Source organism: Paraburkholderia sp. J63, assembly GCF_905220245.1.
In the GTDB taxonomy this organism is placed as follows: domain Bacteria; phylum Pseudomonadota; class Gammaproteobacteria; order Burkholderiales; family Burkholderiaceae; genus Paraburkholderia.
In genome coordinates this window covers 1-376 of record NZ_CAJMZF010000192.1, presented here as the reverse complement: position 1 = coordinate 376, position 376 = coordinate 1, and the positions used below count along the sequence as shown (strand labels likewise).

At 64.6% G+C, this 376-nt stretch carries 1 pseudogene; it reads left to right on the top strand.

What is annotated here, in order from left to right:
• Nucleotides 1-376: pseudogene (locus U5775_RS39125) on the top strand (hypothetical protein); the annotation flags it as partial.

The window sequence follows — 376 nt, the reverse complement described above, 5'->3', positions numbered from 1 at the left end:
CATGTCGCAACTGAACGCGACGAACGCGACGGTGGCGCAGAACTCGGCGGACATCACGACGATGCAGGGCTCGGTCACGACGCTGCAAGGCAGCGTGGCGAACCTCGACTCGCAGGTGACGCAGAATTCGTCGGACATCTCGACGATCAACAGCCAGCTCACGAGCATGTCGGGTTCGATGAACGATGCGGTGATGTATGACTCGTCGGCTCATAGCTCGGTGACGCTGGGCGGTTCGGGCGCGACCTCGGCCGTGACGGTGCATAACGTGGCCGCAGGCGTGGCCGATACGGACGCCGTGAACGTTGCCCAACTGAACACGGTGAGCGCGAAGGGCGACCAGACGGGCGCGACGGTGGCGTCGACGCTGGGTGGT